The 24422-nt window shown below is 45.2% G+C and carries 18 protein-coding genes and 1 pseudogene; 7 read left to right on the top strand and 12 right to left on the bottom strand.

Annotated elements, in window-relative coordinates; genetic code table 11:
• Positions 1 to 10: 10 nt before the first annotated feature.
• From H6F56_RS17785 to dnaA, 4 genes are all read right to left on the bottom strand, one after another.
• Entirely contained in the window at positions 11 to 1597 is a 1587-nt protein-coding gene (locus tag H6F56_RS17785) for an efflux RND transporter periplasmic adaptor subunit (RefSeq protein ID WP_190670813.1), read from the bottom strand.
• Between the two features lie 258 nt (positions 1598 to 1855).
• Complete coding sequence (dnaN, locus tag H6F56_RS17790; RefSeq protein WP_190670815.1) at positions 1856 to 3037, bottom strand: DNA polymerase III subunit beta; 1182 nt, start codon at positions 3035 to 3037, stop codon at positions 1856 to 1858.
• Positions 3038 to 3144: 107 nt separating this feature from the next.
• Complete coding sequence (locus H6F56_RS17795) at positions 3145 to 3372, bottom strand: hypothetical protein (RefSeq protein WP_190670817.1); 228 nt, start codon at positions 3370 to 3372, stop codon at positions 3145 to 3147.
• A gap of 191 nt (positions 3373 to 3563) precedes the next feature.
• Positions 3564 to 4934 (bottom strand): chromosomal replication initiator protein DnaA, encoded by a 1371-nt coding sequence (dnaA, locus tag H6F56_RS17800; RefSeq protein ID WP_190670819.1) that lies wholly within the window; start codon positions 4932 to 4934, stop codon positions 3564 to 3566.
• Between the two features lie 370 nt (positions 4935 to 5304).
• Between dnaA and H6F56_RS17805 the strand changes: the two genes are divergently transcribed.
• Complete coding sequence (locus tag H6F56_RS17805) at positions 5305 to 6582, top strand: HhoA/HhoB/HtrA family serine endopeptidase (protein WP_242032067.1); 1278 nt, start codon at positions 5305 to 5307, stop codon at positions 6580 to 6582.
• A gap of 57 nt (positions 6583 to 6639) precedes the next feature.
• Here H6F56_RS17805 and H6F56_RS17810 read toward each other — a convergent pair whose 3' ends face one another.
• On the bottom strand, positions 6640 to 7080 hold the full coding sequence (locus H6F56_RS17810; protein WP_190670821.1) for a hypothetical protein: 441 nt from the start codon (positions 7078 to 7080) through the stop codon (positions 6640 to 6642).
• A 168-nt stretch (positions 7081 to 7248) separates the two neighbouring features.
• Here H6F56_RS17810 and def point away from each other — a divergent pair, with 168 nt between their 5' ends.
• Together def and H6F56_RS17820 are read left to right on the top strand one after the other, a co-directional pair.
• Positions 7249 to 7773, top strand: a complete 525-nt coding sequence (def, locus tag H6F56_RS17815; protein ID WP_190670823.1) for a peptide deformylase — start codon at positions 7249 to 7251, stop codon at positions 7771 to 7773.
• 119 nt (positions 7774 to 7892) lie between these two features.
• The gene (locus tag H6F56_RS17820; protein WP_190670825.1) at positions 7893 to 9362 is read left to right on the top strand and encodes a tetratricopeptide repeat protein; all 1470 of its coding nucleotides are present in this window, start codon (positions 7893 to 7895) and stop codon (positions 9360 to 9362) included.
• Between the two features lie 41 nt (positions 9363 to 9403).
• Here H6F56_RS17820 and H6F56_RS17825 read toward each other — a convergent pair whose 3' ends face one another.
• The 4 genes from H6F56_RS17825 to H6F56_RS17840 form a co-directional block, all read right to left on the bottom strand.
• Positions 9404 to 10753 carry a GH1 family beta-glucosidase gene (locus H6F56_RS17825; RefSeq protein ID WP_190670827.1) on the bottom strand — a complete coding sequence of 450 codons (1350 nt, stop codon included), beginning with the start codon at positions 10751 to 10753 and terminating at the stop codon, positions 9404 to 9406.
• A gap of 86 nt (positions 10754 to 10839) precedes the next feature.
• On the bottom strand, positions 10840 to 11223 hold the full coding sequence (locus H6F56_RS17830) for a sulfite exporter TauE/SafE family protein (RefSeq protein ID WP_190670829.1): 384 nt from the start codon (positions 11221 to 11223) through the stop codon (positions 10840 to 10842).
• A gap of 58 nt (positions 11224 to 11281) precedes the next feature.
• A complete protein-coding gene (gene argS / locus H6F56_RS17835) occupies positions 11282 to 13039 on the bottom strand; it encodes an arginine--tRNA ligase (protein WP_190670831.1) in 1758 nt (585 codons plus the stop codon).
• 429 nt (positions 13040 to 13468) lie between these two features.
• Positions 13469 to 13696 (bottom strand): hypothetical protein, encoded by a 228-nt coding sequence (locus tag H6F56_RS17840; RefSeq protein ID WP_190670833.1) that lies wholly within the window; start codon positions 13694 to 13696, stop codon positions 13469 to 13471.
• Between the two features lie 1214 nt (positions 13697 to 14910).
• Between H6F56_RS17840 and H6F56_RS27365 the strand changes: the two are divergent.
• Positions 14911 to 15312 (top strand): annotated as a pseudogene (locus tag H6F56_RS27365) (PAS domain S-box protein); the annotation flags it as partial.
• Positions 15313 to 15321: 9 nt separating this feature from the next.
• Positions 15322 to 16662, top strand: a complete 1341-nt coding sequence (locus tag H6F56_RS27370; protein ID WP_416360999.1) for a sensor histidine kinase — start codon at positions 15322 to 15324, stop codon at positions 16660 to 16662.
• 50 nt (positions 16663 to 16712) lie between these two features.
• Here H6F56_RS27370 and H6F56_RS17850 read toward each other — a convergent pair whose 3' ends face one another.
• Entirely contained in the window at positions 16713 to 17159 is a 447-nt protein-coding gene (locus H6F56_RS17850) for a DUF2358 domain-containing protein (RefSeq protein ID WP_190670836.1), read from the bottom strand.
• A 371-nt stretch (positions 17160 to 17530) separates the two neighbouring features.
• Between H6F56_RS17850 and H6F56_RS17855 the strand changes: the two genes are divergently transcribed.
• A complete protein-coding gene (locus H6F56_RS17855; RefSeq protein WP_190670839.1) occupies positions 17531 to 18577 on the top strand; it encodes an acyltransferase family protein in 1047 nt (348 codons plus the stop codon).
• Between the two features lie 16 nt (positions 18578 to 18593).
• Here H6F56_RS17855 and H6F56_RS17860 read toward each other — a convergent pair whose 3' ends face one another.
• Complete coding sequence (locus H6F56_RS17860) at positions 18594 to 19775, bottom strand: glycoside hydrolase family 10 protein (RefSeq protein ID WP_190671186.1); 1182 nt, start codon at positions 19773 to 19775, stop codon at positions 18594 to 18596.
• A gap of 286 nt (positions 19776 to 20061) precedes the next feature.
• Between H6F56_RS17860 and H6F56_RS17865 the strand changes: the two genes are divergently transcribed.
• The gene (locus H6F56_RS17865) at positions 20062 to 23589 is read left to right on the top strand and encodes a PAS domain S-box protein (RefSeq protein WP_190670841.1); all 3528 of its coding nucleotides are present in this window, start codon (positions 20062 to 20064) and stop codon (positions 23587 to 23589) included.
• A gap of 46 nt (positions 23590 to 23635) precedes the next feature.
• Here H6F56_RS17865 and H6F56_RS17870 read toward each other — a convergent pair whose 3' ends face one another.
• Positions 23636 to 24307, bottom strand: a complete 672-nt coding sequence (locus H6F56_RS17870; protein ID WP_190670843.1) for a hypothetical protein — start codon at positions 24305 to 24307, stop codon at positions 23636 to 23638.
• Positions 24308 to 24422: the final 115 nt, after the last annotated feature.

Raw genomic sequence — 24422 nt, forward strand, 5'->3', positions numbered from 1 at the left:
AGTTAGGCAGTTATTTTTTGGTTCTCGGTTTTCCCTTGCCATTTTTAGCTTTCGGGGGTTCTATTTCGGGAGTCACCGGCATTCCAGCCTCCAAAGCAGCCTCTGGCGGGGGCACCACAACCTGGTCGCCCGGTCGCAGTCCAGATTTGACCTCCACCGTGACTAACCCTTCTAAACCCAGCTTAACAGGACGTTTCTGAGCTTTGCCTTGAGTGTCGCGCACCCAGACAAACGGTAATGGACCCTCCCGCTGAATGGCCTCTGTATCCAAAACCACAACGTTCTGCCGCGCATCCAGCACGATTTCCACATTCACCTGACTGCCTGGAATCAGCTTACCGCTCGGAGTGCTCAGCCGCACCGTTGCCGGCACAGTTGCTTGAGCGGCTTCGCTGCTTTGATCTTGGCTATTTTGGGTGCCGGCACCTGCCAGTGGTGACAAACTCACAATCTGGCCGGCGAAGGTTTCTCCTTCTGGGCCAATCACACTAATCCGGGCTTCTTGATTCGGCTTTACTCGCGCCGCATTCAGAGTGGAAAGCTGAAGTTTTACGAATTCTTGGGAGGGATCGCCCAGGGTGAGCAGCTTATCGCTGAGGTTAACGCCATCCCCTTCTTTAACGACGAGGTCGAGAATCACACCGCTAATCGGGGCAATCACAACATTTTCTTGAAGTTTCGCTTCAATTTCTTGGCGTTCTAATTGCGCTTGTTGTAGTGCGATAGTCGCGGTGGCAACGTCTGCTTCTGCCTGTCGCAATGCAGCGGTGGCGTCTCGTTCAGAGGCTTCCGCTTGTTGCAATGTAGTGCGATCTTCTTCGGCTTTGTCCTGAAATTCTTCTTCTATTGTTTGAATTTCTAACTGAAGGCGTTGTTGCTCAATAATATTGGTGTTCACTTGTGACTGTGCTTCGCGTAAAGAAGATTCAGCATTGCGAACTGTCTCTTCCTGCTCTCGAAGTTCCGTTTTGGCAATGAAACCTCGACGATCTAATTCTTCAAGTTCACGCAGCTCTCGCTGTGTAGATGCGAGGCTTTCTTTAGCATCAAGAACTTTTTGCCGGCTGCTTGCTAAGGTGAGTTGTTGTTTTTCGCTCTCCAACTGCTGCTGGTTGAGACGGATTTGTTTTGTATTGTCGCGCCGGCTGACAATATCCTGTAGTGCCTTTTGGGCAGCGTTGAGCTGTGCGGTGGCTTCGAGAACTTTCTGCCGGTTATTTGCTAGGGTGATTTCCTGTTCCCGAATTTTCGCCTGCTGGGTGCTGAGGCTTATCTGTCGTTCCGGGTTTCGCAACACGAGCAGTTGCTCCCCAGAATCAACGCGTTCGCCTTGTCGCACCAATACTTGAGCAACTGCACCTTCTAGGGGCGATTTGAGTGTCTGCTGACCCCCAAGTTCCACTGTGCCGCTCTCGTTGATTGTACTTTCAACGTTGTCTTGTTTAACGTCAATTAGACGCACCGAGACGGCATCGGCTGGCCGGTTAATAATTTGGCCATAGACTAACCAGCCGCCAGCGCTTGCCAGGGCTAAAACTGCTGACATCATGATCCATTTGATGCCGGCTGTGACTTGTTTTTTATCTTTTTGCCCCATTATGAACTCTTATAGGCGAGGCGATTCCTCTTAATTTAACTATTGGTGGTGAGCTAGAGCAAAGAAATTTATATTAAACTTCATGCAAAAGTCTTCAAATGCCAATCTATGCCGGCGCGTTACGCTGCACGAGCATCTGTGATTAAAAAAGATTTTTTCAAGAAATCCATTGTCAATGTTTTGAGAAAGTCGGGACTTGAAAGCTCACTGTTGTTTGACTTGTCCCGAACAAATTGACTCAATGAATGTTTTGATAGCTCAAGCTCTCAATTGCACCGGCATGACTAAATAAATCATTTTCATCCCTCCCAACGGCGTTAGAACCACCGGATTTGTCGCTAAATTAAGCTGAATCTGAATTTCAGAAGTGCTTAGCACTTTTAACCCATCCATCAAATATTTAACATTGAAGGCAATTTCTTTCGGTTCATCTGCCGAAATTTGCGCCGGCATTGACTCTCTTCCACTCCCCACATCCGCCGCTTCAACTGATAGAAAAATCTGCTGGTTCTCGCTATCAAGCGTACACTTGACAATATTATTCTTTTGATCTGCAAGCACCGCAATCCGCTCTAAAGCGCTCAACAGTTGCCGCCGGTCAACATTAACTTGGTTAGAAAAATTTTTGGGAATTAATTGCCGGTAAGCCGGATATTGTCCCTCTAATTTTCGGCTCGTCAGCCGCTGATCTCCTAACTCAAAAACAATTTGCCCTTGGTCAAAATGCAGGGCGATCGGTTCAGATCCTTGGCGCATTCCCACCATTCGTTCCAATTCCCGCAAAGCTCTCGCCGGAACCGTCATTTCAAATTCTCGGTTGTCGGTTTCTGGCTGATCTGAGTCCTCATCAACCTTACCCTGTTTGGGTGTTTGCACAACAGCCAGCCGGTGGCCATCAGTCGCTGCAAATTCTAAGTCATCTTGCCCAACTTTCAAGTGGACGCCGGTGAGTACCTGCTTGGTTTCATCCGCACTGGTGGCGAACAAAGAACCCCGCAGTCCTTCAATTAAAGCCTCACCAGGCAAATAGATTGCTTGACCATTTTCCACAACCGGCAACTCTGGAAATTCTTCTACTCCCATTCCCCGAACTTTGTAGCGTCCTGACGTTGAAGTGATGGTGGCAGTAATACCGGCATCTGAACCCTCACCGGCAGCTTCTTCAACCGCTAGCGTGATCTCTCCCTGGGGCAAACGCGACACAATATCATTGAGTAGTTTTGCCGGCAGCGTCATTTCCCCCCCCTCTTCCACAGAGGCAGCAAAACTGGTGCGAAGTCCGAGACTAAGGTCAAATCCTGTCAACTGCACCCGCTGCGTTTCCACATCCGCACTCAAGAGTACGTTAGCAAGCACTGGATGCGTCGGACGAGAAGGCACTGCACGACTTACGAGCGATAAATTGGTACTGAGGTCACTTTGGGCACAAACCAGCTTCATGGCGTTTAAATGTCTACTTTGGAGTGATTGAAGTACGGAACACGCCATACCCCTGAGCGATATTTTGGCAGAATTTGCCTGGAAGGAAATCGTAGCACTCTCTAGAGTTAACAATCTAGTTGGATGCCGGTGCGAATAAAACGACTGATCAGAAATGAATTTATAAAGAGTAGTCGTAAAGGCTGTGGAAATTGTGGAAAAACTTGAGAAACGCTTTGCCGGCAAATCTTTGATGCCGGTTCAGCCTGTGGAAAACCTGTGGGAAAAGTCCCCGGTTTTTCCACAGAGTATTTATACTTGTCCGGGTTTTTCACTGGATCAGGCCGCTTTTCCACAGATTATCCACAGAGTTTTCCACAACTTTAGGGAAGTTTTCCACAGGATGGGTCGACCTTCTTAATTCTTAACCGTATTATTTAATAAAAGTTAAAATCAAAAATTTTCTGCATCGGCAACAAAAAGCCGATCAAGAACTTCGCAGTTTTGCATCTGTGTACAGGCAATCTTCAAGGTTAGGAAAGAAAGATTACCTAGATGGCCGACTTGCAAAATTAATGCGATCACTCAGTTGGCGAAGCGTTTGGGCTAAACTGGGATCGCTCTCTTTTAGTTGGGCAACTTTTTCGCAGCTATACATCACGGTTGTATGATCTTTGCCGCCAAATTCTTCTCCAATTTTCGGCAAACTTAAGTCTGTATGCTGTCGCATTAAATACATTCCAATTTGACGAGCTTGACTAATTTCTCGCCGACGCGAGTTGCTTTTCAAGTCTTCGATTGAAACATCAAAGGCTTCGGCAATCGCCATAATCACTGCTGCCGGTGAAGCTTCTATTTTCTCTGTTTGAGGATTTAAAATCGGCGTAATATTTTCCACCGTCATCGGTAAACCAGAAATTGAGATATAGGCAACCGCCCGAATTAAAGCTCCCTCTAATTCTCGAATATTGGAGGTGTAGCTAGAGGCGATATATTCAATCACATCTCTAGGCAGACGCATATTTTCGTACTCTGCCTTTTTTTGCAAAATTGCCATCCGTGTTTCTAAATCGGGCGTTTGAATATCTGCAATCAAACCCATTGAAAAGCGAGAACAAAGTCGTTCTTGTAGGCGAGGAATTTGATTAGGAGGCCGGTCTGAGGCGATCACAACTTGCTTACCGGCTTCGTGCAAGGTATTAAATGTGTGGAAAAATTCTTCTTGGGTGTATTCTTTGCCTTCGAGAAATTGAATGTCGTCTACCAAGATGACATCTGCAGCGCGATAATGCTCGCGAAAGCTTTGCATACTATCTTTACGAATGGCTGCGATTAAATCATTGGTAAATTGTTCAGTGGAAACATAAAAGATTTTGGCATCGGGATCGATTTCCAAGCGATAGTGACCGATAGCCTGCATTAAATGGGTTTTTCCTAAGCCGACACCGCCACACAGAAACAGGGGATTAAATTCTCGTCCGGGAGATTCTGCCACGGCAAGAGAAGCGGCGTGAGCCATGCGATTGTTAGATCCAACCACGAAGCGCGAGAAAACATATTTCTGGTTTAAGTCGGTCGGTTTGGGCCGGGGGGTGGGTGTGGGTTCTGGGGTGCCGGTGGCAGATGGCCACAGAAATTGGGTTTCACCGGCACTCGTGGTTTGATCAGCTTGGGCCGTGGTAATGTAAATTTCGACGCTGTGGCCCAAAATGTCACGCACAACGTCAGCAATGGTTTTGATGTAATACTTCTGCAACCAATTACGCGCAAAAGGGTTGGGCGTGCGAATGATCAAACAGTTATTTTCCAGTTGTTCGGCACTGGCAGTCTTGATCCAAGTCTCGAAGGTAGGCCGGCTCAGTTGCAGTTGCAGGCGTTCTAAGACTTGATTCCAAAGACTTTCAAGGGGAATGGTCACCGCTTACCTCTACTGCTAACTGGGCATGGGGAATGGGGGATGGGGGATTGGGCATGGGGCATGGGGATCTTTTCATCACCTCTTTCACTGTGTCACTCTCCCACTCTCCCACTCAGGACTTAGGACTCAGGACTCAGGACTCTCCTAACCCTAGTCTCTCAAATCCCCCTAATCTATAATGAAGTCAAGCCAAGGACATTTTTATTTGGCAAAGAAGCTATTCTGATTGTGGGGGGAAACTCCGGTTAAATACTGTTAATTTAACGGCTTTCTATAAAAAATTGAAAGTGTCTTTGCCATCGCTGTCTGCAGTCTACCAAAACCCTGCGTGACCTGTCGTTAGCGCCCGAAATCCAAACTTCACAATCTAATGTCCAAAATCAATCTGATGGATACTTCAACCAGCAAGACTGAGGCATCAAGCAAATTTTCGTGGAAGCAGCCGGCAATTTACTTACTGCTGGTGCTGATGGGAGCCGGTGGCACGTTCTTGGGCACGCGTTTTATCAAAGCTAACCCGCAGTTATTTGCCGGCTCAACGGCGAAACAAACTCAACAGTTCAAGAGTTTAGCTCCTCTGCAAACAGAGACTGCTGCAGTTGAGTCCTTGCCACCGGCTGATGTGGATTCTAATTTTATTGTGGCGGCAGTTGAGAAAGTGGGTCCGGCTGTGGTGCGGATTGATGCCTCCCGAACCGTAAGCCGATCACGCTCAGATATGTTTGAAGATCCCATTTTTCGCCGATTTTTTGGCCGAAATCAACCGCAACCTCCTCAGCAGCGACGCGTTGAGCAGGGCGTTGGCTCTGGTTTTGCCCTCAGTGAGGATGGCCATATTATCACGAACGCTCATGTGATTGATGGTGCGGATACGGTGGAGGTGACACTCAAGGATGGGCGCACGTTCACCGGCAAGGTACTGGGGGAAGATCCGGTGACTGATGTGGCGGTGGTTAAGATTCAAGCCCTTAACTTGCCGGCGGTGACGATCGGAGATTCCGCGCTGCTACAGCCGGGGGAATGGGCCATCGCCATCGGCAATCCTTTGGGGTTAGACAATACGGTGACAGCCGGCATTATTAGCGCGACTGAACGATCTAGCAATCAAGTGGGCGTGCCTGATAAGCGGGTTGGCTTTATTCAAACCGATGCTGCGATTAATCCCGGAAATTCTGGCGGACCACTGCTGAATGCTGCCGGTGAGGTGATTGGCATGAACACGGCTATCATTAGTGGGGCGCAAGGGCTGGGTTTTGCGATTCCGATTAACTCGGTGCAAGAAATTGCCCAGCAGCTGATCAGCAAAGGCAAAGTTGAACATCCCTATCTTGGCATTGAGATGATTGCCTTGACGCCGGAAATTAGAAAAGAAATTAACGCTGAACCCAGTAGTGGCATTCGCGTAGAAACCGACCAAGGTGTTTTAATCAGTCGGATTGCTGAGGATGCACCGGCAGCTAAAGCGGGGTTGCGGGCCGGCGATGTGATCCAAAAGATTGACAATCAGCCCATTACTAAGGCAGAAACCGTGCAACAGTTGGTACGAGCCAGCAAGCTCGGTAGCCCCCTGCAAGTTGAAATTAACCGTAATGGGAAGACGTTGAAACTGGAGGTAAAACCCGGCCCAATGCCGGTGCAACCTGAGTAGCCGAGTTTTGCTCCGTTACTGTGTGGCGCGATGGCAGCCGCCAACCGCGCCACCCTATTATTTGTCACTTGGAGAATTCCAGAAATTGGGGAGTTTTAAATTTTGTATTTGCGCTTGCGACGACGCCGTACTGGAAGGCATAGTGGCCAACTTTAACCCACCGAGAATCAAAGTTACTAAAATCGCTACAATGTAAAGATTAAGCTTACCAGGACGTGATAATAACCGATTGGCGAGAGAAGACTTGTTCCCATTGAAAGTTTCCATCTGTTTAGCGCGGATCGTTACCTCCGTTTTGGTAACGTTGATCAGTTCAAGTTGCTTTAACTGCCTAAAAGCGTTGAGAACCTCACGTTCGCTATAGGGTCTTTCCTTAAACTCAGCACTCCATGCTTGAAAATCCTTGATGTTAAGGTTAGCCGTAGCTTTGGTGGGAACTTTCCGCAGAATCCATTGATAGAGAAGGTTAGCGCAGGGGGTCAGCTGTTCTTGTAACATTTGTGTATAGGTAATTTGGTATTGCCCGTCTTCCGTGGCATTTTTATAGTGCCCAAGAATCGAAAGCTATCAGCAGAATTTTGACGATTTTAACAAAACTTTACAATTAGCCTACCTCTTCAGGCAGATGCAGCTCTTCTTTATTTAATGTAGCGTAGAAAAATTTTTATGAGCGACTTACTGGAAATCTCTCAACTAGGCGATCCCATCCTGCGCCGGCAAGCTCAGCCAATCGAAAATGTTCACGATGAACACATTCAAAAACTGATTGATCGCTTAATTTTTACTGCCGGTAAAGCGAATGGCGTAGGAATTGCCGCGCCCCAAGTGGCAGAATCTTACCGCTTGTTTATTGTGGCATCGCGCCCAACGATAAGATATCCCAATGCGCCGGTGATGGAACCAACAGCAATACTGAATCCCCAGATTATTGCTCACTCCGCTGAAGTTGTGAAGGATTGGGAAGGATGTTTAAGTATTCCGGGGATTCGGGGATTGGTTCCGAGATATCAAGCGATTGAAGTTGAATACACCACTCGGGATGGCAAACTGTGCCGGCAAACATTAAGCGATTTTGTTGCCCGAATTTTTCAGCACGAATTCGATCATCTCAACGGCATCGTGTTTGTTGATCGGGTAGAGAGTACGCTAGAGATTGTCACAGAGCAAGAATACCAGAAACTGATTGTTTAGCCATCAGCCTGAACCCGTAAAAATACCGAGTTCAGGCCAGATCAATATGTGTAAGATTGCTGCAGACACCCTTGGGTGCGAGTGCGGTTCACTACATATTGGGTAGGGTTGCAGGAAGCATGGCTAACACAAATGACGACTCCGATATCGAGTTAGAGTTAGAGCAAATGCGGCGGGAACTCGCAAAACCTGAGCCAATTACAAGCAATCAGAATCCCGCGTCAATTGCAAGTAATCAGAATCATACGTTAGTTACAAATACTCAGAATGCTGAGCCAATTGCAAGCAATCAGAATATCGAACTCTACCCACAAAAACTCTACACTTCATCATATATTGCAATCGGCCTTTTAATTGTTGGGGTGGGTGCCGGCTTCTTCACCTTATATAAAGCACAGCAGTGGACGCTCGCTAAATCCCAAACCGTAATAGCGAAGGTGGAAACTGTTAAGAATAGTCCTGATATCAATTCGCTGACAAATGCAGAGCAATCTTTGACAGAAACAATTGCCATTTTAGAAAAGATGCCCAATGCGCCTGGATTTCCCTACAAACAAGCTCAAGCGGATCTAGTTAAGCTGAGAGGACTGCAAAGCATTGTTGGGGTAAATTTTTTAGCAGCAGAAAATCTAAAAAATGCTGAAAAACTAGCGATGGAAGCTGCTATTTTGGTGCAAAAGCCACCGCATCCGGTGAAAGTTTGGTATGAAGCGAAGCAGAAATGGCAAATGGCGCTTCTCCTCGTTAAAACGATTCCCGTAAGTACATCTGTGGCAGAAATCGCTCAGCAGAAGTTGCCGGCTTACCGTTCTAATTACGAGATAATCAGCAAAAGATTTGCAACTGCTCAGCAGGCAGCAGACTTTAATAACCGAGGGGTTCTTAAACTTGAAAAAGCGGAGTATCGGCGAGCTTTAGAATATTTTACGCAAGCAGTAAGTCTGAATTCCAGCATCGCTGAGTCTTACTTCGGGCGGGGAATTGCGTATTCGGCTTTGGGAAATAATCAGAAAGCCGTTCAAGAATACAACCAGGTTATTAAACTGAATGCTAACTATAGTCAAGCATATTTTAATCGCGCTTTGGCGCAATATGTCTTAGGAAATAAACAACAGACAGTATCTGATTTAAGTGAAACAATCCGCGTTGAGCCAAACCATGCTAGAGCTTACCTGGAACGAGGTTCGCTGCGTTATGAGCTAGGAATTCAGGAAAAAGGAATTGAAGACTTACAGAAAGCCTCAGAACTTTTTTCTCAGCAGGGAGATACCAAGAATCTGCAACAAGCTGAAAAATTAATTAGCCAGTGGCAAGGAACTGCTGAACCGGCTGCTGTTGCAGTAAGTGATGCAGAATTAGAGGATTCTGAGTTAGATGAATGCGAGGACGCGTGGCAAAGCCATTCCCCGGCACTCTCCTGTTATCTTCCATCAGTTGATATTACTAATCGGCGTGACCGGCAACCGTTAAATACTGGTTCTACTAATATTCTTCCTAAAACTCAAAGTGATGCCGGCAATACTGAAACCTCAATTCGTACGCCTTCTCGCAGCCGTGGCGGTAGCTTTAGCCGTAGCAGAAGAAGATAAGCTTAACTAAGTATTACTCACTTAGCATTCAGCACTCAATCTCACTCCTGAAATCCGTTGCCGGCAATCACTTCGCTGTACCATTTAGCACTCTGTTTGGGGATGCGTTTGCCTGTTTCATATTCCACTCGTACTAAGCCGAAACGTGGCTTGTATCCGTGTGCCCACTCAAAATTATCCATCAGAGTCCAAATGTAGTAGCCATGTAAATTAACACCTTCTTCAATCGCATCGTGGGCTGCCAGAAAGTGGGCGCGAAGAAAATTTATCCGGTTGGGATCGCTCACAAAACCGTTTGTGTCGGGTGTATCTTTGAGGGCGCAACCGTTCTCAGTAATGTAGATTTTGGGATTGCCGTAGTTTTCTTTGATATCAAGTAAAACGGCTTTAAAACCGGCAGGATTGATCCCCCAGCCCATTTCAGTTTTACCCCAACCTGATGCTGAGATGGGTTTGGAATCATATTTGAGCAATCCGCCCCAAGGGGTAAAAGAAATGGCATCTGTGAAGTAATAATTGACTCCCAAAAAGTCGATCGGCTGGCTAATGATTGCCATGTCGCCGTCTTGCACTTTTGGTGCGTGGGAACCGATCCACTCAAACAGCATTTCTGGGTAACGCCCTTTGAATAGTGGTTCCAAGAATAAGCTGATAGTGTTCTCATAAATTCGCCGGCAGGCTGCGATATCTGCTTCGTTATGGGTTGCCGGCTCAAAATGGGAGAAGTTCAACACAATGCCAAGTTCGCCCTGATAACCGCCTTGGCGAAACACCTGCAATGCTTTGCCGTGAGCTAGTAACAGGTGATGGGCAGTCTGGTAGGCTTGGGAAAAATCTGCAATTCCTGGGGCAAAATTGCCGAAGCCGTAGCCGAAAAAAGCCGCTACCCAAGGTTCGTTGTGAGTAGACCACAAGGTTACTCGATCTCCCAGCCGACTAAACATCAAGCCGGCATATTCGGCAAACCAATCGGTGATATCGCGGTTTGGCCAGCCGCCAGCATCTTGAATGGCTTGGGGCAAATCCCAGTGGTTGAGGGTGATGTTGGGGACGATGCCGGCTTCTAATAATTTATCGACCAACCGGTTGTAGAAGTCGATGCCTTTTTCGTTGATATTTCCGTATCCTTGCGGGATTACTCTCGACCAAGAGATTGAGAAGCGATAACTTTGCAACCCTAATTCTTTCATTAGGGCTACGTCTTCAGGCATTTGATGATAATGATTGCAAGTTATATCGCCGTTGCCACTGTTGAGAATGGTATGCTGCCGGTGGGTGAAGCGATCCCAAATACTTTCGCCTTTACCATCTTCATTCCAGGCACCTTCTATCTGATAGGCAGCGCTTGCTGCACCCCACAAGAATTTTTCTGGGAATTTTTTTAAGGCCATGTTTTGGGGTTTTTAAAGATAATTAACCGCAGATGATAGCGCAGCGTACCGCCGGCATACACAGATAAAGAGGAGTTGGCCGGCTTTTAGCGAGTAAATAAGTTGGGAAATAAATACCGGAATCCTATGAGGAATAAAAATAGGCCATAGAGTTTTTTCATGAGTTCGCTGCTAATGTATGGCTGATTAGCAAAAAGTGCGCCGAAGAGATTGCCAATTACTAAGCCAATGGCAATGATAATCGCGTGTTTAATATTCAGGTTGTTGTTGCGATGGTAGACAATTGCACCGAGAATTCCAATCGGTAATACCTGGGCGGCTAGAGATGTGCCGGTGGCTAATTTTTGATCGAGGCTTAATAGGAGTACCATTGCCGGCACCATAATTGCGCCGCCGCCGATGCCGAACATTCCGCCGGCGACACCGGCAACTAAACCAATTAGTAGCAATTGAATCAAAAGGTTAGACATTCTTCTATTTCAGGTTTTGAGTTTTTTGGCTTGTCAAACTTAGCATGATAACGGGGAATCACATCCGATCTAATACTCGAATTCCTAGCAAGTACAATCCCATTTTTAGCGTGTAAGCTGTCAAATCGCACAGCATTAAGCGAGAAGTTCGCTGCGGTTCTTCTGCTTGCAAGACAGAACACCGATCATAAAATTGATTGAATTTTTGGCTAAGTTCAAAAAGATATTGACACAGCCGGTTTGGCAGTAAATCAACTTCTACGATACTGATAACTTCGTCCAGTTGAAGTAAATGCTTCGCTAAGGCTAGTTCTGTTTCTTCTTGCAACAGAATTTTTCCACCGGCACCTAAATTGTCAAAATCAATATTACCCTTGCGGCTAATCCCTTGCACTCGGACATAAGCATAGAGCATATAAGGGGCAGTATTGCCCTGTAACGTCAGCATTTTGTCATAGCTAAAAATGTAGTTGCTGGTGCGATTTTGACTCAAATCGGCATACTTAACGGCACTTAATCCCACGATTTGGGCGACATTGGCAATAAATTCTTCAGTTTCCTCGCGTTCTTCTTCTTTGATTCGGGTTTCTAAATCTGCACGGGCGCGAATTACTGCTTCATCTAATAAATCCCGCAGCCGCACGGTTTCCCCAGAACGAGTTTTTAATTTTTTGCCATCTTCTCCTAATACTAATCCAAAGGGAACATGAACAATTTCAACATTATCTGGAATCCAATCGGCACGTCTAGCAACTTGAAAGAATTGAGCGAAGTGGTTAGATTGGCCGGCATCGGTAATATATATGAGCCGATCTGCCTCATCTTGTTGAATCCGGTAGCGCAGGGCTGCTAAATCGGTTGTGGCGTAGTTATAGCCGCCATCGGATTTTTTGACAATTAAGGGTAAAGGATTGCCTTCTGTGTTCTTAAATCCTTCTAAGAAAACACATTTTGCCCCGGCATCTTCCACCAGCAATCCTGACTTCTCTAAATCTTCCACGACTGCCGGCAGCAAGGGATTATAGAACGATTCGCCCCGTTCCGTTAAACAGATATCTAGCAAGTCATAAATTACTTGAAATTCACGCCGCGATTGCTCACATAAAAGCTGCCAAGCGTGGCGGGTATCTTCGGCACCGGCTTGCAGTTTCACCACTTCTTGTTTGGCGATTTCTTTAAAGGCTTCATCGCTATCAAACCGCTGTTTTGCTTTCTTATAAAAAGCAACTAGATCGCCTAAATCGAGAGCATTTGCCGTTGTCAGCGCCTCTGGAGAAACTTCCCGCAGGTACGCGATCAGCATTCCAAATTGAGTCCCCCAATCCCCGACATGATTCAGCCGCAGAACATCATGACCTTTAAATTCTAAAATTCGGGCGATGCAATCACCGATAATGGTGGAACGCAAATGCCCGACGTGCATTTCTTTGGCAATATTGGGACTAGAAAAATCCACCACCACGCGCAGGGGTGTTTTCGCCTTGGGAATTCCCAGCCGGCTATCTCCCTGAATTGCCATCAACTGGGTTTCCAGATAAGCCGGCTTGAGGGTGAGATTGATAAAACCAGGACCGGCAACTTCTGGCGGTTCGCAAAAGTCGGCGATTTGCAAATTTTGAACGAGTTTGTCTGCGATCTCACGCGGCTTTTGCCCCAATTTCTTTGCCAGGGACATCGCCGCATTCGATTGATAGTCGCCAAATTTCGGATTGCTGGCAGGGACAAGCATGGCGTCTGTGCCGGCCATTTCGTCCCCAAAGGCGGCGATGAAGGCTTGGTTGAAGCGGGTTTTGAGCTGTTCGAGGGTGGAGTTCATGATGCTAGATGCAACGCAGGCTTACGTCGTGTCTATCTAATGTAGCAAGCTGTCGATCTTCACATCAATCAATTTATGGTTTTGCGCGAATCCTACGGTTTTTTCTATAGCTGCAACTCATGCAAGTTCATCACACACGCTACGGTTGCGTTAATTGCCCGCGCTTCTGTGATTTTTCAATGCTCATCCGGCTGAAAAGCTTGCGATGCCGACATCTTGCCAGCTAGATCTCTAACAACCGATTTAGGATTGCTATAGAACCTCTCAGTTCAGTCCAATTTGATTAAGTGGGATTATTGGTAAATAATATTTTAATATATAGCGCAAATATCTTTACTTATAAAACTAAGTAAAATGAAACTCGAATTACGGGACTAGAGAGTTCCTAATCCGTCGAAGAAAAGTTTGAAGCCCAGATAAGTTTATGTTTTAACTGGCAACTTTTAAGAAACCGCGACGCACTCCATAAATCAGCCGATTGATGATCACTTGATGTTCATCGCTGATTTTATCTTCTAACAGTACAGCTTTTAGATGCTGGCGATCAGAGCTAGTCAGGAACCCGGAAAGGAGAACTTGACCGAATAAATCTTCTAGCGTGCCTGGGGAGGGATCGAGTTGAGACAGATGAGAGCTAAAGCCGTAGGTGATACCCATTTGATAGACCTCCTGTAGTTAGTCCTGTAATTCGTCTATATTTAATAGTCTGCCGTGTTTGCCGGCAAAGGTCATCAGCAGAAGCGCTAGTCTTGTTTTTTTCGGGATTCCGCAACATCTCTAACAGTAAAATTACGGAAAATCTAAGGGAAATTACACACAAATTCTAGCGTTCTCAGCCTTAAAAGTTAGGGGTATATGAGAATTAGCTGATATCCGCCGACAAATGTGATTACGCGCGTTCCTCTTGATCTACCACAGTTATTATTTTTGACATACCTTCTAAGCCAAATCGGCTTCTCGATATTCAAGCCGGCGCTGATCCCCTTTTCTTACTCCTGTAGTGTCTCTACTCTTTATCTACCGAAAGTAAGAGGACAAAAGCAGGCTTTCTGCTATCCTATTTTTTCGGGTCATCATTCCCTATGTTTACACACTGGCAAGGCGCTGCGTTCCAAGTCAATTCACTTTGACAGTTCAGCCATCTAATTTCAGAGAATTTACATAGAGCCAATGTCTGTAATTGTTCTGAGGTTTTTGTAAAAACAATCACAATTTAGATGCTTTAAGGCTCTAGAGCCTAGCTTTGCCCTGGCCGACTTCATAAAATTCAACACCTCTATAAAGATTTCTCGATAAAATATTTCTATAACTAGAGGAATAGTCACAATTATTACGGACATATAATGCTAGGACTTTTGCCAAACTTTTTTTCTGGAAGTTTTATTCCACATGGCCACTGCTACCTATGGAAGCCAAGTTTGGTAGGGTTGCATATAGTCTCCGACTCATTGATAGCACTAGCTTATTATTCAATTCCAATAATGCTGGTCTATTTCGTTGCCAAAAGGCGAGACGTGCCATTTTACGGCATCTTTTTGTTGTTTGGAACATTTATCATCGCCTGCGGCAGCACACATATTTTGGAAATTTGGACCCTTTGGCATCCAAATTACTGGCTTTCGGGGTTCCTGAAAGCCTTTACTGCTGGGGTTTCTGTATATACAGCTTTAACACTGACACCGCTGATCCCTCAAGCGTTAGCGCTCCCCAGCCCAGCCCAACTGGAAGCAACTAACCACAGGCTAGAAAATGAAATTCTCGAGCGCAAGCGGGTGGAGGAAGCACTACGACAAGCCCACAAGGAATTCGAGAAACACGTTGCAGAATGGACTGCCGAATTACAAGCAGCTAACGCGCTACTGCAACAGGAGATGGTTGAACACAAGCAAGCAGACGAAGCGTTACGCAAAAATGAAGCGCAATTCCGAGCGGTTTTTGAGTGGACAGCGGTTGGTATCATATTCGGTGATTTGGACGGGCGAATTGTGGAAAGCAATTTAGCCTTGCAAGAACTCATGGGATATAGCAGCGAAGAACTTCGCGGGATGATTTTCAGCAAGCTTATCCATCCGGACGATGTCACAATCGATCTAGAACTTTTTCAAGAAATGCGAGCAGGAAAAAGGGATGGTCACCGGCGAGAAAAGCGCTATATCTGCAAGAATGGTTTGATTATCTGGGTTCATGTAACGGTTTCTCTAATCAGAGATCAAAGCGGGCAACCTCAATTTATTGTGGCAATAATCGATAACATTACTGAGCAGCGGCAGGCTGAAGAGGCACTGCGGGAAAGTGAAGCGCAGTATCGCCGCATTGTTGAAACCGCCACAGAGGGAATTTGGGTTTTGGATGCGGAGGGCAATACAAATTTTGCCAATCAGCAAGTCGCTCAAATGCTTGGCAGTACGCCGGAGGAGATGATAGGTCAGCCTTTATTTGCGTTTATGGATGAGGAAGGTAAAGCAATCTCGCTGGAGAATATGGAGCGCCGCCGGCAAGGAATTAAAGAACAGCATGATTTTAAGTTCTATCGTAAAGATGGCTCTCATCTGTGGGCAATTGTGTCTACGAATCCCATCTTTGATCGAGCGGGAAACTATGCCGGTGTTTTAAAAATGATTACTGACATCACCGAACGCAAGCAGGCAGAATCTGCGTTGCGGGAACGTGAAGCGCGGTTGAGGAAGCAAACCAATCAGCTTGAACAAGCTTTCTACAAACTGCAACAGACCCAAAGCCAATTGGTTCAGAGTGAAAAAATGTCTTCTCTAGGACAAATGGTGGCGGGTGTCGCTCACGAAATTAACAATCCTATTAATTTTATTCACGGTAATCTAATGTACGCCAGTGAGTACACCCTAAGCTTGTTGGAATTGCTGCATCTTTACCAGTTACACTATCCCGAGCCATTGCCACAAATTCAAGCCAAAACAGAAGCTGTGGATCTGGATTTCCTTATAGAAGACCTTCCAAAAATGCTTTCTTCGATGTCTGTAGGAACTGAGCGTATTCGCTCAATTGTCCTGTCATTGCGAAACTTCTCGCGACTGGATGAAGCAGAAATGAAGCCGGTGAACATTCATGAAGGTCTCGACAGTACGCTGCTAATTTTGCAACACCGACTTAAGGCTGGGGTTAAAAATTCTGAAATTCAGGTGATCAAAGAATATGGTGAATTGCCTTTAGTGGAGTGCCATGCCGGCCAGTTGAATCAAGTGTTTATGAATCTCCTTAGCAATGCAATTGATGCTTTAGAAAATGTGACTTCCCCACGAATCATTACGATTCATACTTCAGTGGGGTTTGGCGAGGAGGAACAGGAATCTTCAATCCATCATCACCAATCCCCAAATCTAGATCCCCAGTTTGTGATCATTCGCATTGCTGACACCGGCATCGGCATGAGTGAGGATGTGCGCCGACGTCTGTTCGATCCGTTCTTTACGACTAAACCTGTTGGCAAAGGCACAGGATTGGGATTGTCGATCAGCTATCAGATTATCATTGAGAAACACGCGGGTCAGTTGAAGTGTATTTCGTCCCCAGGCAAAGGCGCGGAGTTTGTCATAGAAATTCCCATTCACCAACATTCTAAAAAGCCGGTTTTATTTTCGGGAGTCTAATCGTGTCGGCTTAACGTTTGTGTTCTAGAAAGCGAATTAAAAGCGTTCTATCAGTTGCTTGAGTCTTCTCCATCTTTTCCCGGTTGCATGAACTGTTTTAAAATTTCTTTGGGTTCACGATCCCATGTGTCGATGTGTTCGTAGATCAGGGCATCTTTGTTGAGTTTGTAAGTCGAGTAACCGTTGAAAAATACGCGAGCTTTCCAGGGAACTCTCAACACGCCGCGGACTGTCCACTTTGCCAGAATGGTCTCCTCGGTTACCCAATCAACTTCATGAAGATCGAAGTAGATTTTTGTAAAAAATAGCCGGCTGTGAAATCGCAATGTCCAAAATATAATCCGATAGTTGAATTTCCATTTAAAAGTGTTAACTGGATCTTTAAATAAAATATCATTTGTATAGATATCGTAAGAAATATCTTTCTCAAAAAGCGTTGGTAAGTCTTTTTTGAGTGTTTCAATCACTTCTTCTACCTGTCGCTGATCTTTAAGCACTGCTTCTACTCCCACGATCTGACACAATGATTATTGTATCTACTTAACTCCCTGGTTCTGTGGGCGCACCCATTGTTACTCGTTTTGCTGCCCAGACACAAGCCGGAAACCGCTAAGCCGCGCCTCTTTGGGTTGTGCCGGCGCGGTTTACTGAATGCCTGAGTTCGTTTTTGCCGGCTTCACTTGGCGACGCCATTTAAAATTTCCAACAAAAAAATGTTTGCTTCAGACAGATAGACAAAGGAATTGCGATAACTCAGTGTTCGCTCAAACTATCGGCTATGCTATTTATTAAAATAAATTCAAGTAGGCTATTTTAAAATTTTCCGAGGAAGATGCTTAATTCTCTAACTTCTTTAAATTCTGAAAAAATGAATAAACAATTATATTTCCAAAAACTAGACGCGCTGCGAGGAATTGCATCGTTATATGTCCTGCTTCATAATCTTGTTTACGGGTTAGTTGGCCTTAACTTAATTTCGCCAAAATTTAAAATATTTTTTGCTGCCGGCCAAGAAGCGGTGATTTTATTTTTTTTATTAAGCGGATTTGTGATTTACATTTCATTTTATAAAAATCCACATATCAATTTCAAAGGATTTTTTATTAAAAGATTTAAAAGAATTTATTTTATATTGCTCATTTCTTTAATTATTTCTATTTTTATTTCAGCTTTTAATGGTAATTTAGCACAAAGATTTTCTGAGAGAGAATTAATCGGAAATTTATTATTTCTCCAAGATTTTGGCCGGGTAAAGCCAGGAAATTTGGTTGACCCTTTTTTGGGTAATCTTCCATTATGGTCTTTATCCTATGAATGGTGGTTTTACATGATGTTTTTTATAGCTTATACAGTTTTACCTAAAAACAAAAATAGAATTTATTTGGTTTTAACACTTTCGGCAATTTCTTACGTAATTTTTATGATTCACCCCAACCATTTATGTTTAATTTCTGCTTATTTTATTCTTTGGTGGTCGGGAGTGGAAGCGGCTACCATCTTCACAACTTATAAAAGATTCACGTACAATCATCTACAACCTATATTTATTTCGTTGATTTTAATGTCACTTTTGGCTACACTTCCATTGCAAGGGGCAGAAGAACTTAGATTCGGTTATTATCCATTTTTAGTATTACGTCATTTTCTTGCGGCTTTATTATTAATGTTTCTTGGCTGGATTTGGTATATAAACAAATTGTTTATGTTTGATAAATTGTTAGGAGTCTTTGCAAAAATCTCTCCTATTTCTTACGCACTTTATATTTTCCATTATCCAATTTTAGTGCAGTGGCACCTCCGACCGTACATCCCTAATTATTGGCTGGAATACAGTTTAAAATTTGTTGTGCTGATCGGGCTGGCATATTTAACAGAAATTAAACTACAGTCCAGAATTTATCGGTGGATTAAATAACTTGAGTTTTGAGAAACTAGCTTTTGCTATTGAAGCGATTTTGAACGAATGTAAGCAATCGTTGAAAGTTGGTTGAAAGGCGACTTTGAAAGCTTGGCGCGGGAGACAGATTCATGCCGGCAAGACGCTGCTGCACGGGAATAGAGTCTTCAGAGGCCGGCTTTGCATAGGGTCCTTCTCGCAATGCTTTGGCTAAAGCATCGTTATCCTCTCGCAAACCTTCGTAGAAAAACAAAATTTCCCCTCCAATGCCAACTGAGCGATTGTAATTGATAGCTTGGATAAGGTATTCAGGAGTAATGCGGTATGAACCCACCTTAATTAAAATGCCTGGGGAAACCTTCGATAACTGATCCGCTGTAAATTGCTCACGCACCAGCCGGTCAATAATATCTTTGTAGCTGTAAAAGTCGCGGCGATAAACTTGGGGGTGAATCAAATCCGTTAATTCTTGATCAAGCCAAGCTTTGGAATCTTGCAAATATTCATTTAAACACCATTTATAAATATTAGGAGCCATTGACACCAGAATATCTGGTTTAATGGCTTTCACCTCTTGATAAAGATGCGCTAAAAAGTTGGTGAGAATATCAGCACGCCATTGCACCCATTGGGGATCTTTTGGGTTTTGCGGCGGATTTTGATTAAATGTTTGGCAGTAGCGTTCAATTGTGCCCGGATCGTATCCCCCTTCACAGGGAAATGCCGGCAGTCGATCATCTCCGTGAATCCCGTTGATGTCGTAGTTTCTCACCACTTCCAGCACTAAACTGAGCATAAAATCTTGCACTTGCGGATCGAGGGCATTCATCCACTCAAAACCGTTTTTTTTCAACAGGTTGCCGGCATAGTCACGGGCTGCCCATTCGGGTTTTTTGGCTAGCAGATGACCCCCGCCTAAGTTGTAAGAACTGGCAAAACCGTATTCAAACCAAGGAATCACTGCTAGGTTATACCGGCTTGCCTCTTCAATGAGTTCGGCTAAAGGATCACGCCCTTGGTAAAGGGGATCGATTTCCACTCCAAAAGTTTCCCTCATCACTTGACTGGGATACAAGGTGTGCGCTTTATTCCAAACAACGGGAAAAACCATATTAAATCCCGTTTCTGCTAGAAATTTCATCGCTTCCGCAATGTTTTTCTTTGAGCGCAAAACTTTACTATCCGTATTGGTCAGCCAAACACCGCGTATTTCCATATCACTTGAGTTTCCAAAGAAGCATCCCCACATCAAATTTAGCATTTGCTTACAGCCGGCTTTGGGCTTTAATTGATGTGCCTTAAAATTGTTATATTCGGCTAGGTGAAACAGTCTGCCAACACCCCAATCCAGAATATTTTGCACCGCTGACAATTTAAATCGGCTTAAACAAGTAGCGCATAATGCTTTTTATTATAATGAAATATACTTTGGGTAAGCGTCACCATAACCTTTATGAAAGGTAACGTTTGAGAAAACTATTTAACGAACTGAGAGAAAGCCCATGCAAGAATTGTTAAGAAATATTTTTTCACAGCAATTCATTCTTGATGGGCGAGGTTGGGCTATCCTGCCTCAGTGGGGAACGTGCGACCTCTGGCAGCCGGCCTTAGTGTGGCTGCATATCCTGTCGGATTCCCTGATGGCGCTGGTTTATTACTCAATTCCAGTAATGCTGGTCTATTTCGTCCGTGGGCGTTCCGATCTGCGGTTTTCCTGGGTTTTTTGGCTGTTGGGAGCCTTTATCGTTAGCAGTGGGACAACTCATTTGACGGAAGTATGGGCGCTGTGGCACCCGCAGTCTTGGCTAGCCGGCAGCCTCAAAGCCTTGACTGCTGTTGTTGCTTTATGCACAGCCGGCGCAATGCTACCCCTGATTCCTCAAGCACTGGCTTTGCCATCCGATTTGGCAGCAAGCAAGCACAGACTCACATTAGAAATTTGCGATCGCGCTGTGGCAGAGGCACAACTGCGCCAAACGACGGCTGAGCTGCAAGCGATTTTTAAAGCAGTTCCCGATTTGTACTTCCGGCTTTATGCCGATGGCACCATTCTTGATTACAACGCCGGACACCCTGAAGATTTATATTTATCGCCAGAAATGTTTTTGGGGAAACGAATGCAAGATGTTTTGCCGGCAGGCGTGGGAACTCAGATGGCTTCTGCGATCTCGCAAGTATTCGCTTCGCCAGAAGACACCTCTCCCCTGCCGATACAAATTGAGTATTCTTTACCCATGCCGGCAGGAAAACAAACCTATGAAGCTCGGCTCATTCCTTTAATCGACAACCAAATTATTGTGATCGCCCGCAACATCACGATTACCAAGCGTTCCCAAGAACAGGTACGTTCCTCTCAACAAATGCTGCGGCTGGTGATTGACAATATTCCCGAACTTATTTTCTGGAAAGATAAAAATTCAGTTTATCTCGGTTGCAATCAGAACTTTGCACGGGCTGCCGGTGTGGCCACTCCAGACAAGATTGTCGGGCTAACAGACTTCGACTTGCCCTGGACAAAAGAGGAGGCCGGCTGGTTCCGCGAGTGTGACCGGCGCGTGATGGAAAGCGACACAGCGGAATATCACATCATCGAAACCCAACTGCAAGCCGATGGCAAACAGTCTTGGGCGGATACCAATAAAATTCCACTCCATGATGCCGGCGGCAGCGTGGTGGGCATTCTGGGCACCTATGAGGACGTGACAGAGCGCAAACAGGCAGAGGAGTTGTTGCTCAGAAGCGAAGCCCGGTTCCAAAGGCTAGCCGCAAGTGTGCCGGGAGTGATTTACCAATATCGCCTCAGTGCCGATGGTTACCAGTCAATCTTATATGTGAGTCCAGCCTGCCGCGAACTTTATGAATTAGAACCCGAAGAATTTCAACAAACATTTGCCTATCACCTGATCCATCCTGATGATCGTCCATCCCTAGACCGGGCGATGGCTGTCTCTGCTTCTACCTTAGAGCCTTGGCATTGGGAGGGCCGGCTGATCACACCGTCGAGCGAGCGCAAGTGGTTGCAAACGGCGGCGCGGCCAGAATTGCAGCCTAACGGAGATATTCTCTGGGATGCCTTAGTCATCGATATCACCGAGCGCAAGCGGGTAGAAGAACAAGTTTACTTTCAAGCACTGCTGCTCGATGCAGTGGAACAAGCGGCAATCGCTGCCGATTTAGATGGCAAAATTACTTATTGGAATCGATTTGCCGAGACGCTTCAGGGTTGGCAAAAAGAAGAAGCCCTCGGTCGAAATTTTATAGAACTCTTACCCGTTGAGGCTTCCCGAACTGAGGCGGCAGAACTGCTGTCTCGCTTGAGAGCCGGTACAAGTTGGAGCGGCGAATTTGCCTTGCAACGTAAGGACGGCACAACTTTCCCGGTGATGACCACAAACTCGCCCATCTACGATGTCAATGGCGTCCTGATCGGCACTGTGAGCATTTCTCAAGACATCACGAAGCGTAAACAGGCCGAAGAAGCGCTGCGGCACTCGGAAGTACGCTCTAGAACCCTCGCGCAACGAGAAAAACTGCTGAACCGGCTCGCCAGCCAAATCCGCAACTCTCTTGATTTAGATACGATTTTAGGAACCGCAGTTCACGAAATTCGCAATCTGCTGCAAATTGATCAGTGTCTATTTATTTGGTATCGCCCAAACAGTTCTGAACTTTTTATTTTGAATTCTGAGTTACACGGGTCCATTGAAAATTCAAAATTAAATATTCAAAATATCTCTCATTGGGAAGTAGTGAAGGAGGCAAAAAATCCTGATCTGCCCAGCTTTCTCGGTTGTTACTCGGCTAAAAAAACAGACATTCTGATTAACAGGCAACTGTTAAACCTGGAAATGTTGCGAGTGGATGATATGTCGGAGGCGAGTGAGCCTTGGGAGCGATATCTTCGCAAGCATTTGGGCTACACTGCTTTTTTAGCCTTACCCATTCAAACGCGCTCTGGTGACGTTGGTGTGGTTAGCTGCGGGCATTTTAGTGAGCGCCGGCCTTGGAGTGATAATGAAGTGGAACTGCTGCAAGCTGTGAGTGATCAGCTAGCGATTGCCATTAGCCAAGCCGAAAGCTACGCTCAAGCCCAGGAAGCGGCTAGAATTGCCCAAGCGCAAGCTCAACAGCTTGAGCAAGCGCTCAAAGCGCTGCAACAAACTCAAGCGCAGCTGATTCAAAGTGAGAAAATGTCTTCTCTAGGGCAGATGGTTGCCGGTGTTGCCCATGAGATCAACAATCCGGTTAGTTTTATTCAGGGTAATCTTAATTTTGCGGTTGAGTATATCCAAAAGCTGTTGCAAATCGTGCAGCTTTACCAGCAAGTATATCCGAAGCCCGCACCTGTAATTGAAGCAGTTGCGGTTGCTATTGATTTAGATTTTATTATTGAAGATTTGCCGAAAATGCTCTCTTCTATGAAAATAGGAGCCGAACGTATTCGTCAGATCGTGCTGTCTTTACGGAACTTCTCGCGTCTAGATGAATCCCAGAGCAAATCTGTTGATATCCACGAAGGTTTAGACAGCACTTTGTTGCTGCTACAACACCGGCTGAAAGCCCAGCCTAAACATCCTGAAATTAAGCTAATTAAAGAGTATGGTCCTTTGCCGCCGGTGGAGTGCTATGCTAGCCAGCTCAATCAGGTGTTTATGAATATTCTGGCGAATGCGATTGATGCCCTCTTTCCTACGCGGGGAAGTTCCCAAAACCTTGAGGAAAAATCTATCATTCAAGATCCGCAGATTCGCCTACGCACCGAAGTCTTAGAGGGAGATCGGATCGCGATCATTATTGCAGATAACGGGCCAGGAATACCAGAGGACGTGCGTCTGCGAATTTTCGATCCTTTCTTTACAACGAAAGCTGTTGGATCGGGTACGGGTTTAGGGTTATCAATTAGCTATCAAATTATTGTTGAAAGGCATGGGGGTCAGTTGAGATGTATTTCCTCACCCGGTGGAGGTGCAGAGTTTATTATTGAGATTCCTATCAGGCAACCGACTCCAATCGTAACTGTGCGCCGATAAGTCGTTATCTTGGTCAAAATCTGTGTCAAAGCTGAATTTGCACAGATTATCTTCCTCCTGAAAGATTGACTGCATAAGCGAGTGCTGCTTGCTGTTCAATATTTAAATCCTCAAAGCCAAAGCAAACAAGCATGAGAGGCGGTAAGGCTGAGTTTGTATATAAAAAGATTTGATCCGATGCATCTATGAGAACGATTTTATCTTCCTCGATTTTCACTTTATAAAGTGATTGTTTGGCCGGGGTTTCTATTTCAAAACCGTAGTCGCGAAGTTTAATTCTATAAATTTCTTTGCCGGCTTCATTTTTAAGCTGATAATTCCCATCTTCCTGCCGGCTTAAAATATAAAGCTCTTTTGTTTGCTCGGCGTTCTCAATTGTCCAGGCGCTACCTTTGATCGCCGCATAACCTAATACTTTGCCGGCAGCGCTGTTAATTCTGAACTGTTTGCTGTTAGTTCCAATCGTGAACTGAGCAATTTCTTTTTCAGTCGCATCTAGGAATTTTGCCCCACCCACGACTGGCTTAATTGAAAAGGTATTCGTTCCCTCCTTTAGTTTAAATTGCATGGTATCATCGGCATCTTTATCAGGTTGTAACGAATTATTTTCAGCAGGTTGGCTGTTTTGATTGCTAGAAACCTCGCCACAGCTTACAAGAATTGGTGTTATAGAAACTAAAAGGCAATAAAAAATTACGATTTTCAGTATTTTTTTCATATTAATTAAACTTACTTTTGAAAAACAAAGTTGAGAATTTTAGCATAAATAAACTCGCTTGGCTGCTCAAACTAATGGCTATAAAACAAGGAGCCTCACTCATGCAATTTTCTGG

The sequence above is a fragment of the Microcoleus sp. FACHB-672 genome (assembly GCF_014695725.1).
In the GTDB taxonomy this organism is placed as follows: domain Bacteria; phylum Cyanobacteriota; class Cyanobacteriia; order Cyanobacteriales; family Oscillatoriaceae; genus FACHB-68.

Excerpts from the sequence above, each read along its gene's own strand:
- H6F56_RS17840 (WP_190670833.1), bottom strand. The coding sequence starts at position 13,696 with ATGGGTATCACCTACGGCTTTAGCTCTCATCTGTCTCAACTCGATCCC.
- H6F56_RS17825 (WP_190670827.1), bottom strand. The coding sequence starts at position 10,753 with ATGGCCTTAAAAAAATTCCCAGAAAAATTCTTGTGGGGTGCAGCAAGC.
- H6F56_RS17855 (WP_190670839.1), top strand. The coding sequence starts at position 17,531 with ATGAATAAACAATTATATTTCCAAAAACTAGACGCGCTGCGAGGAATT.
- H6F56_RS17820 (WP_190670825.1), top strand. The coding sequence starts at position 7,893 with ATGGCTAACACAAATGACGACTCCGATATCGAGTTAGAGTTAGAGCAA.
- dnaN (WP_190670815.1), bottom strand. The coding sequence starts at position 3,037 with ATGAAGCTGGTTTGTGCCCAAAGTGACCTCAGTACCAATTTATCGCTC.
- H6F56_RS17860 (WP_190671186.1), bottom strand. The coding sequence starts at position 19,775 with ATGGAAATACGCGGTGTTTGGCTGACCAATACGGATAGTAAAGTTTTG.
- def (WP_190670823.1), top strand. The coding sequence starts at position 7,249 with ATGAGCGACTTACTGGAAATCTCTCAACTAGGCGATCCCATCCTGCGC.
- H6F56_RS17805 (WP_242032067.1), top strand. The coding sequence starts at position 5,305 with ATGTCCAAAATCAATCTGATGGATACTTCAACCAGCAAGACTGAGGCA.
- H6F56_RS17785 (WP_190670813.1), bottom strand. The coding sequence starts at position 1,597 with ATGGGGCAAAAAGATAAAAAACAAGTCACAGCCGGCATCAAATGGATC.
- H6F56_RS17870 (WP_190670843.1), bottom strand. The coding sequence starts at position 24,307 with ATGAAAAAAATACTGAAAATCGTAATTTTTTATTGCCTTTTAGTTTCT.
- argS (WP_190670831.1), bottom strand. The coding sequence starts at position 13,039 with ATGAACTCCACCCTCGAACAGCTCAAAACCCGCTTCAACCAAGCCTTC.
- H6F56_RS17830 (WP_190670829.1), bottom strand. The coding sequence starts at position 11,223 with ATGTCTAACCTTTTGATTCAATTGCTACTAATTGGTTTAGTTGCCGGT.
- H6F56_RS17865 (WP_190670841.1), top strand. The coding sequence starts at position 20,062 with ATGCAAGAATTGTTAAGAAATATTTTTTCACAGCAATTCATTCTTGAT.
- H6F56_RS17810 (WP_190670821.1), bottom strand. The coding sequence starts at position 7,080 with ATGTTACAAGAACAGCTGACCCCCTGCGCTAACCTTCTCTATCAATGG.